Source organism: Amycolatopsis sp. cg9, assembly GCF_041346945.1.
Lineage (GTDB): Bacteria > Actinomycetota > Actinomycetes > Mycobacteriales > Pseudonocardiaceae > Amycolatopsis.
In genome coordinates this window covers 10,324,952-10,339,974 of sequence record NZ_CP166850.1, presented here as the reverse complement: position 1 = coordinate 10,339,974, position 15,023 = coordinate 10,324,952, and the positions used below count along the sequence as shown (strand labels likewise).

Below are 15,023 nucleotides of genomic sequence, written 5' to 3'. Positions count from 1 at the left end.
GTTGACAGTCCCGAACCGGTGGGGGCAAGCTGACCCTGTCGGTAAACTGAAATGAATGCGACGACGCTTCGATTTCAGGTCGGCTGATCAGGGTAGGGGCCTTGATCCGGGGAGGACGTCGTGAGGGTTGTGCTGCTCGGCGGAGCGGGGGCGCTCGCCGGCGGGAGCGGTCGATGGGGTGCGCTTTCGCTGGTCCAGGGCGTGGTGCCGCGGCTCGTGCTGGTGCCGGTAGTGTTCCGGCTGGCGTTGTTCCTCCAGGCGCTGTGGGCCGACGGCGGCCGCACCGCGCCGGTGCTCTGGCTCGCCGTCGCGTTCTTCCTGGTGCCGAACCTCATCGAGGTGGCCTGGGTCTTCCGCCGCGCCACCGGGATCCGGCCGGTGCTGGTCGCCGACACCGCGTACACGCTCGTCACCAGCCTCGCCGCGGCGGCGTTCGCGCCCGGCCTGCTGGCGCTGACCTGGCCGAACATCATGGGCACGGTCATGGTCTGGACCCTGCTGCGCGGCGCGCCGGCCGGCGCGGCGGCGATCGCCGGTGCCGTGCTCCTGCGGTACGGCACGGCCGCGGTCTCGGGCACGTCCGCGCCGGCGACGTGGATCCTGCTCGCCCTGCTCGCGGCCGTGGTGACGGCACTGGCGATCGTGCTCCTGGTCGCCGGGTCGATGCGGTTCGCGCACCGGCTCGGGGAGCAGCGTGGCCGGGCCGCCGAACGCGAGCGGCACCGCCGGGACGTCCACGACACCGTGCTGCAGGTGATGGAATCCCTCGCCCTGCCGGCACCCCGGGACGCCCTCGACCCGATCGGCAGCCTCGACGAGGTCCGGCGCACCGCCCGCGCGCACGCGCTGCGCCTGCGGCTGAGCCTCGACGGCGACGCGCCCGCCGAGCCGGGCGGGCTCGAACACCGCCTCGGCGCGCTGGCGGTCGAGATGACGGCGGACGGCCTGCGCGTCGACCTCGTCGTGCTCGCGAAGCCCGCCGACGTACCCGAAGCCGTCGTCAACGCGCTGCACGACGCAACCCGCGAAGCGCTGCGAAACACGCTGAAGCACGCGAAAACTCCCCGAGCCGTCGTCTGCCTCGAAGAGCGCGAAGGCGTCGTCACGGTGTCTGTGCGCGACCACGGGACGGGCTTCGACCCCGCCGCGCGCCGCGCCGGGTTCGGCATCGACAACTCCATCCACGCGCGCCTGGCCGAGATCGGCGGCGCCGCGCGCATCGATTCGGCGCCCGGGCAGGGCACCCGCGTCGTGCTGACCGCGCCGCTACAGCTGCGTTTCCCCGTCGGGTGAGTCCCGCCACTGGGCGAACGGGCGGTCCAGCGACCACTTGCCGTCCTGCTCCTCGAGGACGCGGTACTCGCACGTCCCCGGGTTGGACAGCGACTCGAACAGCTCGATGCTCCAGCCGAAGAGGCGGCGGCACAGCAGCCGCAGCGTGAGCCCGTGGGAGACGATCAGGACCGTCTCCGGGTGACGTTCGTCGCGCAGGCGCAGGTCCGAGAGGAACGCCGCGACGCGGTCGTCGACGTCCGCGCCCGACTCGCCGAACGGCAGCCGGTAGAAGAAGTGCCCGAACTCGTTGCGCCGCGCCTTCTGGACCTCCTGGTCGGCCGGGTCCTGCAGGTTGCCCCAGTCCTGCTCGCGCAGCCGCGGCTCCTGCAGCAGCCGCTCGCAGGACGCCTCGATGTCCAGCAACCGCAACGTTTCCCGGGTGCGCAGGTACGGGCTGACGTACACCGCGGGCCGCTCGCCGCCGAGCAGCCGGGCGATCTCCGGCCCGGCCGCGAGCGCTTCCCGCTCGCCCTTTTCCGTCAGCGGCAGGGCGTGGTCGGGGATCCGCGTGTAGGCGAGCTCGTCGACGTTGCCGAGCGACTCGGCGTGCCGCAGGAGGATCATCTTCACGCTCCCATCCTGCCCGTCACACGGGCCTGACCGGGGCTGGGCATACCCTCAGGGGCGTGTCCGAGCAGTCCGTGAAGGAACCCGACGTCCCCACGCAGCGCCGGGCGAGTGTGCTGCCCCTGCTCTCGGTCGGCGTGCTGCTGGCCGCCGTCGTCGCGGTCGGGCTGATCGCCCTCACCGGCGGGGCCGGCTACGTCATCGCCGGCCTGCCCGATCCCGGCCTGGTCACGCAGTACGGCGTCACCGTCGTGCGCGTGCTGTCCGAGGCCGCGTCGGTGATCTGCGTCGGGTCGCTGCTGCTGGCCGCGTTCCTGGTGCCGCCGCAGCAGTCGGGCACGCTCGGCCCCGAGGGCTACGGCGCACTGCGCGCCGCCGGGATCGCCGCCTGGGTGTGGTTCGCCGCGGCGCTGCTGTCGGTCGCCTTCACCGCCGCCGACACCGCCGGGAAGCCGTTCGGCGACATCCTGGACCCGCAGACGCTGCTCGACCTCGTCGGCGCCATCGAGCAGCCGAAGGCCTGGCTGTGGACGGCGCTGGTCGCGGTCCTCGTCGCGCTCGGCTGCCGGCTCGCGCTCACCTGGGGCTGGACGGCGGTGCTGTTCGGGCTCGCCGTCGTCGGCCTGGTCCCGGTCGCGGTCACCGGCCACTCCGCCAGCGGCGGCTCGCACGACGTCGCCACCAACAGCCTGCTCTTCCACCTGGTCGCCGCGGCGCTGTGGGTCGGCGGGCTGATCGCGCTGCTGGCGCTGGGCTACCGGCGCGGGAGCCACCTGAGCCTGGCGGCGCGGCGGTTCTCGCGGCTGGCGCTGGTCTGCTGGATCGTGATGCTGCTCTCCGGCGTGGTCAACGCGCTGGTCCGGATCGGCCTGAACGACCTCTTCACCACCGACTACGGCCTGCTGGTCGTCGCCAAGACGGTCGCGCTGCTGCTGCTCGGGGTCTTCGGCCACCAGCAACGCCAGAAGGGCGTCGCCGACCTCGTGGACGGCAAGGGCGGCGGGCAGCTGCTGCGGCTGGCCGCGGTCGAGATCGTGATCATGTTCGTCACGATCGGGATCGCGTCCGGGCTCGCGCGGACGCCGCCACCGGCGGACGCGGTCACCCAGCCGTCCACCACCGAACTGCTGATCGGCTACGACCTCGACGGCCCGCCCACGCTGTGGCGGCTCCTCTTCGACACCCGCTTCGACCTGGTCTACGGCGTCCTCGCACTCGTCATGGGCGGGCTCTACCTGGCGGGCGTCCGGCGGCTGCTGCGCCGGGGCGACACCTGGCCGGTCGGCCGCACGGTCGCCTGGATCTGCGGCTGCGTGGTGCTGCTCATCGCGACGTCGTCCGGCATCGGCCGGTACGCGCCCGCGATGTTCAGCGTCCACATGGGCAACCACATGCTGCTGTCGATGGTGGCGCCGGTGCTGTTCGTGCTCGGCGGCCCGGTGACGCTCGCCCTGCGCGCGCTGCCCGCCGCGGGCAAGGAGAACCCGCCGGGGCCGCGCGAGTGGCTCGTCGCCTTCGTGCACTCCCCGGTGTCGCGGTTCCTGACCCACCCGGTGGTCGCGCTGCTGCTCTTCGTCGGCTCGTTCTACGCCCTGTACTTCTCGGGCCTGTTCGACAACGCGCTGAACTACCACTGGGCGCACCTGGTGATGAACGGGCACTTCCTGCTGGCGGGCTACGTCTTCTACTGGCCGGTGATCGGCGTCGACCCGGCGCCGCGGCGGATCCCGTACCTCGGGCGGCTCGGCATGATGTTCGCCGCGATGCCGTTCCACGCGTTCTTCGGCGTGATCCTGATGAGCAAGCAGACCGTCATCGGGCAGGCGTTCTACAGCCAGCTGCACCTGCCGTGGGTCTCGGACCTGCTCACCGACCAGCGGCTCGGCGGCGGCATCGCCTGGGCCGCCGGCGAGGTCCCGGTGCTGCTCGTGCTGATCGCGCTGCTGGTGCAGTGGGCGCGTCAGGACGAGCGTGAGGCGAAGCGGCGTGACCGGCGAGAAGCGGTCACCGGGGACGAAGAGCTGAACGCCTACAACGCGATGCTGAAGAACCTCGCCGAGGGCAAGCGACCCTCGGGTTCCAGTTGAGGTTGAGGGCTCGTCCGGCGGCCGGAAAACAGCGCTTCCGGTGATCCCGGCCTGACTTTCGGTAGTCCGGTGGTGACCGGCGTCGAGACGCGATCAGGCGCGCTCTACGATCGTGGGTATGGCCGAGTTCATCTACACCATGAAGAAGGTGCGCAAGACCGTCGGGGACAAGGTCATCCTCGACGACGTCAGCACCGCGTTCTACCCCGGCGCCAAGATCGGCGTGGTCGGGCCGAACGGTGCCGGTAAGTCCACCGTTCTCAAGATCATGGCGGGGATCGAGCAGGCCAGCAACGGCGAGGCGTTCCTCCAACCGGGCGCCACCGTCGGCATCCTCATGCAGGAGCCGGAGCTCAACGAGGACAAGACGGTCCGCGAGAACGTCGAAGAGGGCCTGGGTGAGGTCAAGGTCAAGCTCGACCGGTACAACGAGGTCCTCAAGCTCATGGAGACCGAGTACACCGAAGAGCTGATGGAAGAGATGGGGCAGCTCCAGGAGGAGCTGGACCACGCCGACGCCTGGGAGCTCGACTCGACCGTCGAGCAGGCCATGGACGCGCTGCGCTGCCCGCCGCCGGACGAAGGCGTCTCGCACCTCTCCGGTGGTGAGCGCCGCCGGGTCGCGCTGTGCAAGCTGCTGCTGTCGGCGCCCGACCTGCTGCTGCTGGACGAGCCCACCAACCACCTGGACGCCGAGAGTGTCCTGTGGCTGGAGCAGTTCCTGGCCCGCTACGCCGGCGCTGTCCTCGCCGTCACCCACGACCGGTACTTCCTCGACAACGTGGCCCAGTGGATCATGGAGCTGGACCGCGGCCGCGTCGTCGGCTACGAGGGCAACTACTCCACTTACCTGGAGAAGAAGCGCGAGCGCCTCGAGGTCCAGGGCAAGAAGGACGCGAAGCTCGCGAAGCGCCTGAAGACCGAGCTCGAGTGGGTGCGGTCCAACGCCAAGGCCCGCCAGACGAAGTCGCGCTCGCGCCTCGACCGCTACGAAGAGATGGCGGCGGAGGCGGACAAGCACCGCAAACTCGACTTCGAAGAGATCCAGATCCCGCCGGGCCCGCGGCTGGGCAGCGTCGTGGTCGAGGTCGAGAAGCTGCAGAAGGGCTTCGACGGCCGCGTCCTCATCGACGGCCTGTCGTTCAACCTGCCGCGCAACGGCATCGTCGGCGTGATCGGCCCGAACGGCGTCGGCAAGACCACGCTGTTCAAGACGATCGTCGGGCTCGAGGAGCCGGACAACGGCGTCGTCAAGATCGGCGAGACGGTCAAGCTGTCCTATGTGGACCAGAACCGCGGCGGCATCGACCCGAAGAAGACCGTGTGGCAGGTCGTTTCCGACGAGCTGGACTACATCCACGTCGGCCAGACCGAAATGCCGTCGCGCGCGTACGTCAGCGCGTTCGGCTTCAAGGGCCCGGACCAGCAGAAGCCGGCGGGCGTGCTCTCCGGTGGTGAGCGCAACCGGCTCAACCTGGCGCTGACGCTCAAGCTGGGCGGGAACCTGATCCTGCTGGACGAGCCGACGAACGACCTGGACGTCGAAACCCTGGGTTCGCTGGAGAACGCGCTGGAGCAGTTCCCCGGCTGCGCCGTCGTGATTTCGCACGACCGGTGGTTCCTCGACCGGGTCGCGACGCACATCCTGGCCTGGGAGGGCACGGACGAGGACCCCGCCAAGTGGTTCTGGTTCGAGGGCAACTTCGAGGGGTACGAGAAGAACAAGGTGGAGCGGATGGGCGCCGAGGCCGCCCGCCCGCACCGTGTCACCCACCGCAAGCTGACCCGCGACTGAGGGGGCGGGTTTCCCCGTGGAAGCCAGCAAGCAGCACCGGACGGGCCCGCTCTCGCGATCGGAGAGCGGGCGCTCCGCCAATGCCGGGGGAACCCTCTCCGCAGTCGGCCGGCTGATCGAACGCGCGGACGCGCTGCACCTGCGCGCGCCCGAGCTCGCGCTGGTCCTCGGCGAGCGCTCGGCCGCGCTCTCGGAGGCCGCCGGCGCCGACGAGCAGTGGATCCGGGCCGAGAGCCTGGTCGTGTCCTCGCGCGTCCGGCTCGGGATGCGGCCGGCCACGGTCGGGCGCGCGGTCGCGGCCTTGCGCGCGGCCGAGCACGCGGGCTACGGCGACATCGCCGCGCGGCTGCGCATCGACCTCGCCGTGTGCGCCCGGAGCCTGGGCGTGCCGTTGACCGGGCTCGCCGCGTTGCGGCCGGTGCTGACCGACCCCGTGGTCTCGCCGGTGCACCGCGCCGCCGCGTTGTGCCACCTGGTCGGCTGCCTCGGGCTGCTGGGGCGGAAGGCCGAGCTGGACCGCGTGCTCGTCGAGGCGGACAAGCTCGTCCTCGGCGACGAGTCCCTGGGAGCCGACAGCCAGCTGCTGGTCCGGGCGCTGCTGCGCGTCGGCACCGCGGCGCACCGGCGCCGCCACGGCGACCTGACGGCGGCGGCCGACGCGGCCCGGACCGGGCTGGGTTTCCTGGAGAAGCTCGACAACCCGGCCGACGACGGCGGCCTCGTCCGCATCCGGCTGGTGCTGCTGCTGGTCAGCACGCTCCTCGACCGCGGCGACACGGAAATGGCGTACGAGATCGCCGAGCCGGTCCTGGCCGAGCCGGTGCGGGCGGCGGGCGTCGCCCCGATGGGCTGGCTGCGGCTGGCCGTGGCGACCCGCATCCACCTGCCCGCCGGTTCCGGCGAGGCGGCGATCGAGCTGGTCCGCGAGGCCGTCGCGAGCACGGAACGCCACGGGCTCCCGGCGGTCACCGCGCGGCTGTGGCTGGAGCTGGCGCAGCTGGAGGAGCGGTTCGGCCGGGCCGAGGAGGCCATCGCGTGCCTGTACCGCTCACGGGCGGCCGAGCAGCTGCACGCACGGGCCCGGCGGCAGGCGTGCAGCGTGCTGGCCGGCGAGTTCGGCACCGGCGAGCCGGCTTCGGTCGACCTCGACGAGGTGCTGAAGGCGGTGCCGTCCCGGCCGGTGCCGGTGGTCGCCCCGGAGCCGGCCCCTTCGCCGCCCGCGCCCGCTTGGTCGTTCGGGCGCGAGGAGAAGGCGTCGCCCGGGTGGTCGTTCGAACGCCCCCGGGTCACGGCCGACGCGGCCGAGACGACGGTGATGCCGGCGATCCGCGACGAGCCCGTGGTGGCCCGACCGGAGCCGGTCGTGGTGGAGCGGCGTCCGGAGCCCGCGGTGGCCCGTCCCGAGCCGATCGAGGTCCGCTCGACGGCGGGCGACACCCGGCCGCGCGCGGTGCCCAAGCGCGGTCGCGAGGCGGCCGAGGTCCGGGCCGCGGCGGAGCGTGAGCCGGAGTTCCGCCCGGCGGCGCGGCCCGAGCCCATCGAGGTGCGCTCGGGTGGGGCGTCGGAGTTGCGGTCGGAACCGGTCGAGGTGCGGTCTTCGCGGGAGGCCGCGCTGCGGCCTGAGTCCGTTGAGGTGCGGCCTTCGCGTGGGCGGGAGGCCGAGCTGCGGCCTGAGTCCGTTGAGGTGCGGCCTTCGCGTGGGCGGGAGGCGGAGTCGCGGCCTGAGCCGGTCGAGGTGCGCTCGGGCGGGGAGCCGATCGAGCGTGACCGGCGGGCGGGGCGGCGATCCGAGCCCGTCGAGGCGTCCGAGCGCGGCCGGGAAGCGGGCTCTCCGTCCGATTCCGGGCCGGCCGAGCGTCACCGTGAGGCGGCACCGGGCGAGGTGCAGCCGGACTTCCGGTCCGAACCCGCGGCGGCCGAGCCCGAGCCCGTGGCGGGCGGGAAGACGAAGTTCTCCTGGGCCGCGCTGGCCGAAGCCCGGCTGAAGGAAACGGCCGCCGAGCGGGAGTCGGCGCCCACGCGCGTCACGCCCGCGCTGCCGCTCGCGCCCGAGCCCGCCGCCGAGCGGGAGCCCGAGCCGCGCCCGCGCCGGGAGCCGCAGCCCTCGACCCGGCACGACTCCGAACACGGGTCCGTCGCCGCGCGGTCGGTGCTGGACCGCCTGGGCATTTCCTCGTCCGGCGGTGCCGGGGGCCGTCGCCGCGCGGAGGACGCCGACACCGCCCGTGCCGACGACCGCCCCGAGCCGGAACTCGCCCCGCCGCCGCGACCGGAGGACGAGCCGCCCGCCGCACCGGACTACCGGGACGAAGCCGAGCCCTGGCTGCCGCGCCTGCGGATGCCACCGTCGCTGGAGCCGATGGAGGACTTCGGCCACTGGACCCCGGCCACGGCGCCGTTCCCGGAGAGCTACGCCCGCGCGATCGCGGAGGACGAGCCACCCCCGGACGCCGGCCTCGCCGACCTCCTCGCCCGAGCCCTGGCCGAACACCAGGCGGGTACGGCGAGCGCGGCCGCGCTGGTGAAGCAGCTGGGCTCACAGGACACGGGCCGCCGAAACGGCCACGGCCGCAATGGCCACGGCGCCGAGGTATCGGACTCCCGCCGCCACGGTTCGGGCGACTGACCCAGCTGCCCGGCACCGACTGAAGCCGCCTCGCCAGGGCGGACCGACTTCGCCGCTGTCTTGAATGAGTCATTCAGGACGTCCGGCGCCCTGAATGACTCATTCAAGACCCTCGCGCACCGCCAAGCCGCCCGAGCGGTAACCAGCACACCCGGCGTCCGGCGAGCGGAGCGACGTTGGGCCGATCCCCGCCCGGGTCGCCGAGACGTCCCGTTTCGTCGCCGACCTGTCCGCACCCCCGCCGCCAGGGGAGCGACCCCGCGCCGAGGTCGCCGACCGGCCGACAACGTTCGCCGAGCGGTGCCGAACCCCCACAGCTGAACCGATCACGATGCCCGGCTGCCGGCCGACCGCCCTCCAGCGTGGCTGGTCAGCGCCGCGACACCGGGCCGTACACAACCCGTCGGTAGCTTTACCGATACCGCGAATCCGCTGGCCCAAAAGGGTTTTCACCGTCGATCCAACCTCCGGGTCTTCGTGTGGGCCGACGGCCCGGCGCATTAGTGTGGGGTGGGTCCGGTTCAACGACGAGCCGGCGCGGTGCCACCTCACGCAAACTGGAGAGTTGTCTCAAATGAGCTCGACCGGAGTCTCGTCCCCATCCGGAACCGGCGCGGAAACCGAACCCGAGTTCGGCCAGCGCGCCCCGGCCAGCCCGGAGCAGATCAGGGACGACCTGATCGACGCCGCCGCGGGGCTGGCGCCGGAGATCGGTGAGCTCATCCGGCTGTACTACCGGCACATCCCGGCCGAGGAGATCGTCGGCGACGAGGCCGTGAACCTCGTCGGCGCGGTGCGCTCGCACCTGCAGCTGGCGAAGCACCGGATGCCCGGCCGCCCGGCCGTGCGGCTGCTGAACCCGACCGTCGCCGAGGACGGGTGGGCTCGCGAGGCCACCGTCGTGCAGGTTGTCACCGACGACATGCCGTACCTGGTCGACTCGATCGCCGCGGAGTTCGCGCGCGACGGGGTGCAGGTGCAGCGGATCGTCCACCCCATCGTCGTCGTCACCCGGGATCTGACCGGTGAGCTGCAGGAAGTCCACCCCGACGCCGACCCGGGCGAGCCGCCCGCGAACTCGGCCGCCGAGTCGTGGATGTACATCGAGATCGACTTCGTCACCGACCGCAACCGCGCGCGCGAGCTCGACAACCGGCTCTCCAGCGTCCTGGGCGACGTCCGCGAGGTCGTCGAGGACGCCGAGAAGATGGCCCAGACGGCCTGCCAGCTGGCGAGCGAACTCGAGACCGACCCGCCGAAGCTGCCCCAGGCCGAGGTGGCCGAGGGTGCCCGGCTGCTGCGCTGGCTGGCCGACGGCCACTTCACCTTCCTCGGTTACCGCCGCTACGAGCTGGTCGACACCCCGCACCCGGAATCCGAAGAGCACACCGCGCCCGCGCTGCGCGCCGTCCTGGCCTCCGGCCTCGGCGTCCTGCGTCAGGACAGCCTCGCCGCTCGGGGCCTGACCGCCGGCCCGGACACCGCCGCCACCGCGCTCGCACCGTCGCTGCTGGTGCTGACCCAGGCGAGCGCGCCCTCGACCGTGCACCGGCCGGTCTACCCCTACTACGTCGGCGTGAAGACGTTCGACGCTGAAGGCACCGTCACCGGCGAGCACCGCTTCCTCGGCATGTTCACCACCACCGCGCTGCACGAGAACGTCCTCGACATCCCGGTGGTGTGCAAGCGCGTCCGCGAGGTCATCCACCGCGCCGGCTTCCCGATGGAGTCCTTCTCGGGCCAGCGGATGCTGGAGGTGCTGCAGAACTGGCCGCGCGCCGACCTGTTCTCCGCCGACACCGATTCGCTGTACGCGACGACGACCGGCGCGATCACGCTGTCCGACCGCCGCCGGCTGCGGCTGTTCCTGCGCCGCGACCCGTACGGCCGCTTCTACTCCTGCCTCGTCTACCTCCCGCAGGACCGCTACACGACGCGGTCGCGGCTGGCGATGCAGGAAGTCCTGCTCGAAGAGCTCGAAGGCACCCAGCTCGAGTACAGCGCCCGGATCGGCGAAACCGTGCTGGCGCAGGTGCACTTCATGGTGCACACCGACCCGGCGCGCCGCCTGGAGCCCGACACGCAGCGGATCCAGGAGCGGCTCAACACCGCGGTCCGCAGCTGGGACGACCGGATGGTCGAGGCGGTGCTCGACGAACGCCGCGAGCGCTCCGACGGCGGGGTCGCGGTCGGGATCGTCGGCGAGGAGTCGGCGACCGAGCAGGGCCAGCGCTACGCGGGCGTGTTCCCCGAGGGCTACAAGGAGGACTTCACCGCCGAAGAGGCGCTGGGCGACCTCCGCGCCCTCGATTCGCTGACCGACGAGGGCGACCTCGCGCTGTCGTTCTACCTGCCGGCCGACGCCGAGCCCGGCGAGCGGCGCTTCAAGCTCTACCTGCGCGGTGAGGGCGTGACGCTGTCCAAGGTGCTGCCGGTGCTGCAGGCGATGGGCGTCGAGGTCGTCGACGAGCGGCCGTACGAGCTGCACCGCGAGGACGGCGGCGCCTGCTGGATCTACGACTTCGGCCTGCGCATCGACCAGAAGGTCATCGCCAAGACCGACGCCGGGGCCATCACCGAGCTGCGCGACCGCTTCCAGGACGCCTTCGAGGCCGCGTGGCGGGGCGACGCCGAGGTGGACGGCCTCAACGGGCTCGTCCTGCGGGCCGGGCTCAGCTGGCGGCAGGTGGCCGTGCTCCGCGCGTACTCGCGGTACCTGCGCCAGGCCGGCAGCGCGTTCTCCCAGGACTACATCCAGAACACGCTGCTGAACCACACCCAGGTCGCGACGAAGCTGCTGCGGCTGTTCGAGGCCCGCTTCGACCCGCAGCTGGGCGACGCCGACCGCGAAGCGGCCACCGAAGCGCTGGCGAGCGAGCTCGGCTCGATGATCGACGAGGTCACCAGCCTCGACGAGGACCGGATCCTGCGCCGCCTGATGGCCGTCATCCGGGCCACCCTGCGGACGAACTACCACGTCACCGACGCCGCCGGGACCACCCGGTCGTACCTCGCGATCAAGCTCGACCCGGCCGGCGTGCCCGAGCTGCCCGAGCCGCGGCCGAAGTTCGAGATCTTCGTGTACTCGCCGCGCGTCGAAGGCGTGCACCTGCGCTTCGGCGAGGTCGCGCGCGGTGGCCTGCGCTGGTCGGACCGGCGTGAGGACTTCCGCACCGAGATCCTCGGCCTGGTCAAGGCGCAGGCGGTGAAGAACGCCGTGATCGTGCCGGTCGGCGCGAAGGGCGGCTTCGTCGTCAAGCGCCCGCCGGCCGTGACCGGCGACGCGAGCATCGACCGCGACGCCCAGCTCACCGAGGGCATCGCCTGCTACCGCATGTTCATCTCCGGCCTGCTCGACCTGACCGACAACCGGATCGAGGGCAAGACCGTGCCCGCGCCGGGCGTCGTCCGGCACGACCCCGACGACTCCTACCTGGTCGTCGCGGCGGACAAGGGCACCGCGAAGTTCTCCGACATCGCGAACGAGGTCTCCGGCCAGTACGGCTTCTGGCTGGGCGACGCGTTCGCCTCCGGCGGCTCGGTCGGCTACGACCACAAGGCCATGGGCATCACGGCGAAGGGTGCCTGGGAGAGCGTCAAGCGGCACTTCCGCGAGCTGGGCAAGGACACCCAGACCGAGGACTTCACCGTCGTCGGCATCGGCGACATGATGGGCGACGTCTTCGGCAACGGCATGCTGCTGTCCGAGCACATCCGGCTGGTCGCGGCGTTCAACCACATGCACGTCTTCCTCGACCCGGACCCGGACGCCGCTTCGACGTTCGCCGAGCGCCGCCGGCTGTTCGACCTGCCGCGCAGCTCGTGGGACGACTACGACCGCTCGCTGATCAGCGAAGGCGGCGGGATCTACCCGCGCACCGCGAAGTCGATCCCGATCAGCCCGCAGGTCCACGCGGCCCTCGGCCTCGACGAGGGCGTCACCGCGCTGGCGCCGATGGACCTGATCCAGGCGATCCTGCTGGCGCCGGTCGAGCTGCTGTGGAACGGCGGCATCGGCACCTACGTCAAGGCGGAGACCGAGACCCACGCCGCGGCCGGCGACAAGGCCAACGACGCGATCCGCGTCGACGGCAAGCAGCTGCGCGTCAAGGTGTTCGGCGAAGGCGGCAACCTGGGCCTCACCCAGCTCGGCCGGATCGAGTTCGCCCGCAACGGCGGCAAGATCAACACCGACGCCCTCGACAACTCGGCCGGCGTCGACTGCTCGGACCACGAGGTCAACATCAAGATCCTGCTCGACCACCTGGTGCAGACCGGGAAGCTCGAGGAGGCCCAGCGCAACGAGCTGCTGGCGGAGATGACCGACGAGGTCGGCGCGCTGGTGCTGGCGGACAACTACCGGCAGAACGCCGTCCTGGGCGTCAGCCGGGCGCATGCCGCCCCGATGCTTTCGGTGCACCAGCGGCAGGTCCAGGCCCTGGTGGCCGCGGGCGCGTTCGACCGGAAGCTCGAAGCCCTGCCGAGCAACTCGGAGTTCCGCGAGCTGGAGAAGGCGGGCAAGGGCCTCACGTCGCCGGAGCTGGCGACGCTGCTGGCCCACGTCAAGCTGGAGCTGAAGGGCGAGCTGCTGGCCAGCGACCTGCCCGACTCGCAGGTGTTCGCCGGCCGGCTGCCCGAGTACTTCCCGGTGCCGCTGCGCGAGCGGTTCGCCTCCGCGATCGGCGAGCACCCGCTGCGCCGCCAGATCATCACCACGCTCATCGCCAACGAAGTGGTCGACGGCGGCGGCATCTCCTTCGTCTACCGGCTGATGGAGGAGATGAACGCGACCGCGACCGACGCGGTGCGCGCGTACGCGGTGGTGACGCGGGTGTTCGACCTGCCCGCGCTGTGGACGGAGATCGACGCGCTCGACAACATCGTGTCCACCGAGGTCGCGGACACCATGGTGCTGGAGACGCGGCGGCTGCTCGACCGGGCCGCGCGCTGGTTCCTCACCAACCGGCCGCAGCCGCTGGCCCCGCTGGCGGAGATCAACCGGTTCAGCCGGGTGCTGGGCAAGCTCGTCCCGAAGATCGGCGACCTGCTGCGCGGCCGCGAGGCGGAGTCGGTGCAGAAGCACGTGGACGAGCTGATCGCCGCGAAGGTGCCCGAGGGACTGGCCCGCCGGGTGTCGCTGCTGCTGCACACCTACGGCCTGCTCGACGTCACCGAGGTGGCCGAGCTCGCCGAGCAGCAGATCGGCGTGGACGCGACGCACAGCCCGGCCGAGACGGCGGAGCTGTACTACGCGCTTTCGGACCACCTGGACGTCGACAAGATGCTCACCGAGATCAGCGCGCTGGAACGCGGCAACCGCTGGCACGCCCTCGCCCGGCTCTCGCTGCGCGACGACGTCTACGGCTCGCTGCGGGCGATCACGCTGGACGCGTTGCGGCACAGCGATCCCGGCTCGTCCGGCGACGCCAAGATCGCCCAGTGGGAGAAGACGAATTCCTCGCGCTTGCAGCGGGCGCGGGTCGCGCTGGACGAGATCCACAAGTCCGGCCGGCTCGACCTCGCGACGCTTTCGGTGGCGGCCCGCCAGATCCGGAGCACGGTGCGGTGACCTACGTTTCGCACGTCCGCCCGCGCTGGACGGACATGGACGTCTACGGCCACATCAACCACGCGAAGATGGTGACGCTGCTCGAAGAGGCGCGGATCCCGCTGCTGTTCAAGGGCGCCGTCGAGGCGGGGCTCGACCAGCTGCCGAAGGGCATCGTCGTGGTCAAGCTCGAGGTGGCCTACAAGGCGCCGATCGTGGTCTCCGGGCAGGAGCTGCGCGTCGCCATCGACCTGACGGAGCTGCGCGCGGCGAGCTTCACGCTGGCCTACCGCGTCCACACCGGGCCGGCCGGAACCGACCCGGTCGCGGTGACGGCGGAGACGGTGCTGGCGCCGTACGACACGGTCGCGCTGCGGCCGCGTAGGCTCAGCCCGCCCGAGTCGGAGTTTCTGAAGCAGGGGTTCGCGGATGCCTGAGTTGTTCGTGCCGGACGCGGCGGACCGGGAGACCCTCGGTGCGTTCGTCGCCCGCGCGGTCCGGCTGGACGGTCAGACGGCCGTCCGGCTGCGCCGGCGCGGTGACGGCGTGGTCGAGGCCTGGACGGCGACGCCGTTCGAGTGCTTCGCGACGCGCGCGGTGGCCGGGGACGTGACCCCCGGCGACGTCACGGTGTCCGGCAACGAGCTGCTCGCCGCGCTGACCGTGGCGGGCGGGCCACGGATGGACCCGGGCCCGGCGCGCGACCTGCTCTGGCACGGCGAACTGCCGCCGTCCGGCCGCTGGCCGCTGGTCGACGAGCTCCCGGCGCGGGTCGTCGCGGAGCTGGCCGACCGGGGTGTGACGCTGGCCAGGGACAACGCCGGCCCGCACGGCAACCCGCCGTCGTCGCTGATGGACCAGGCGGTGCTCACCGTGTCCGGCGACGCGGTGGAGGTCAAGGTCCAGATGCGCTGCCTGTTCGCGATGTCGGGCATGGGTTTCGTGGACTCGGACCTGGCGGAGGACGTCGTCCGCGTGTCGGCGACGGACTCGTGGCTGCGCCTGGACGCGCGCTACGGCGCGATCGTGCGGCGGCGCCACGCGCTGCTGCCGCTGCTGTTCTGA

The 15,023-nt window shown here is 72.0% G+C and carries 8 protein-coding genes; 7 read left to right on the top strand and 1 reads right to left on the bottom strand.

Going from position 1 to position 15,023, the window contains the following annotated elements; all coding sequences use genetic code 11:
- The first annotated feature begins 129 nt into the window (after window positions 1-129).
- Window positions 130-1,293, top strand: a complete 1,164-nt coding sequence (locus AB5J73_RS47105) for a sensor histidine kinase (RefSeq protein WP_370973562.1) — start codon at window positions 130-132, stop codon at window positions 1,291-1,293.
- On the opposite strand, the gene AB5J73_RS47100 is transcribed toward AB5J73_RS47105, so the two are convergent.
- Complete coding sequence (locus AB5J73_RS47100) at window positions 1,267-1,905, bottom strand: phosphoglycerate mutase family protein (RefSeq protein ID WP_370966570.1); 639 nt, start codon at window positions 1,903-1,905, stop codon at window positions 1,267-1,269. The genes AB5J73_RS47105 and AB5J73_RS47100 overlap by 27 nt on opposite strands.
- 56 nt (window positions 1,906-1,961) lie before the next feature.
- Here AB5J73_RS47100 and AB5J73_RS47095 point away from each other — a divergent pair, with 56 nt between their 5' ends.
- The 6 genes from AB5J73_RS47095 (at window position 1,962) to AB5J73_RS47070 (ending at window position 15,023) form a co-directional block, all read left to right on the top strand.
- The gene (locus AB5J73_RS47095; protein WP_370966568.1) at window positions 1,962-3,989 is read left to right on the top strand and encodes a cytochrome c oxidase assembly protein; all 2,028 of its coding nucleotides are present in this window, start codon (window positions 1,962-1,964) and stop codon (window positions 3,987-3,989) included.
- A gap of 118 nt (window positions 3,990-4,107) precedes the next feature.
- Complete coding sequence (gene ettA, locus AB5J73_RS47090) at window positions 4,108-5,784, top strand: energy-dependent translational throttle protein EttA (RefSeq protein ID WP_370966566.1); 1,677 nt, start codon at window positions 4,108-4,110, stop codon at window positions 5,782-5,784.
- A gap of 16 nt (window positions 5,785-5,800) precedes the next feature.
- The gene (locus AB5J73_RS47085; protein ID WP_370966564.1) at window positions 5,801-8,410 is read left to right on the top strand and encodes a hypothetical protein; all 2,610 of its coding nucleotides are present in this window, start codon (window positions 5,801-5,803) and stop codon (window positions 8,408-8,410) included.
- Window positions 8,411-8,984: 574 nt separating this feature from the next.
- Entirely contained in the window at window positions 8,985-13,979 is a 4,995-nt protein-coding gene (locus AB5J73_RS47080; protein ID WP_370966562.1) for an NAD-glutamate dehydrogenase, read from the top strand.
- Window positions 13,976-14,395: an acyl-CoA thioesterase gene (locus AB5J73_RS47075; protein WP_370966560.1), complete on the top strand. Its 420-nt coding sequence runs from the start codon at window positions 13,976-13,978 to the stop codon at window positions 14,393-14,395. Before AB5J73_RS47080 ends, AB5J73_RS47075 begins: the two co-directional genes overlap by 4 nt.
- Window positions 14,388-15,023, top strand: a complete 636-nt coding sequence (locus AB5J73_RS47070; RefSeq protein ID WP_370966558.1) for a hypothetical protein — start codon at window positions 14,388-14,390, stop codon at window positions 15,021-15,023. Before AB5J73_RS47075 ends, AB5J73_RS47070 begins: the two co-directional genes overlap by 8 nt.